The organism is Actinoplanes sp. NBRC 101535, assembly GCF_030269225.1.
Lineage (GTDB): Bacteria > Actinomycetota > Actinomycetes > Mycobacteriales > Micromonosporaceae > Actinoplanes > Actinoplanes rectilineatus.
This window is the reverse complement of sequence record NZ_BSSY01000044.1, coordinates 1-1,168: the sequence shown is the minus strand read 5'-3', so window position 1 is coordinate 1,168 and position 1,168 is coordinate 1. Positions and strand designations below refer to the sequence as shown.

Here is a 1,168-nt window from a genome sequence, read left to right as displayed (position 1 = left end):
GGTGCCGGGACAAGTCCTGGTCTTACCTGCGCTCGACGGTCGTTGAAGTCCGCCTGCCCGGCGGCCTTGATGTTGATGGCGGCATTGACGTCACGGTCGTGGTGGCTGCCGCACGGGCAGTTCCACTCCCGGACGTTCAGCGGCATCTTGTCGTTGATCCGGCCGCAGGTGGAGCACATTCGGGTGGATGGGAAGAACCGGTCCACCCGGGCGAAGGTGCGCCCGTAACGCGCCGCCTTGTACTCCAACATGCCGGTGAAACCGGCCCAGCCCGCATCATGCACGGACTTCGCGAGCCGGGTCCGGCCGAGACCGGCCACGCACAGGTCCTCGACGTACACCGCTTGGTTGTCGCGGATGATCGCCGTGGACAGCTTGTGCTGCCAGTCCCGCCGGGTGTCGGCCACCCGCGCATGAGCGCGGGCAACCTGCGCAACGGCTTTCTTGCGACGGTTGCTGCCCTTCTGTTTGCGGGAAAGGGCCTGCTGCAACCGCTTGAGCTTGCGGGCCGCGCGGCGCAGGAACTTCGGCGCGGTCATCTTCGTGCCGTCGGACATCACGGCGAAGTGGGTCAGCCCGAGGTCGATACCGATCTCGGGTTCGACCGGCGGCAGCGTCTCGTCCTCGCCGATGGTCACGACGAACGAGGCGAAGTACCGGCCTACCGCGTCCTTGATGATCGTGACGCTGGACGGATCCGAGGGCAGGGCCCGCGACCAGCGGACCGGCAGGTCGCCGATCTTCGGCAACCTGAGTCGGCCGTTGTCGAGGATCGTGAACCGGGCGTTCTTGGTGAAGCGGATCGCCTGCCGGTTGTCCTTGCGTGAGCGGTACCGGGGCGGGGCCAGTTTGCGGCCCTTGCGTTTGCCCGAGAGCGAGTTGAAGAAGTTACGGTACGCGGTGTTCAGGTCCGCGAGGGCCTGCTGCAACACCACGGCCGACACCTCGCCCAGCCACACCCGTTGCGGGGTCGCCTTGGCCTCGGTGATGATCCGGCGCGACAACTCGCCGTCCGAGACGTACTTCTCGCCCGTCTCGCGGGCCTGCTGACGCAGCCGCAGCGCATCGTTGAAAACCACGCGGGCACACCCGAACGCCTGCGCCAGCGCGGTGCGCTGGGCTGCGTCCGGGGTGACCCGGAAGTTGTAACGGAGCTGCACGAACATCA

The 1,168-nt window shown here is 67.0% G+C and carries 1 protein-coding gene; it reads right to left on the bottom strand.

The annotated features are described in order from the left end of the window. The coding region (locus QSK32_RS45275; RefSeq protein WP_285475558.1) for an RNA-guided endonuclease InsQ/TnpB family protein at positions 1-1,168 on the bottom strand (1,168 nt) is incomplete at both ends.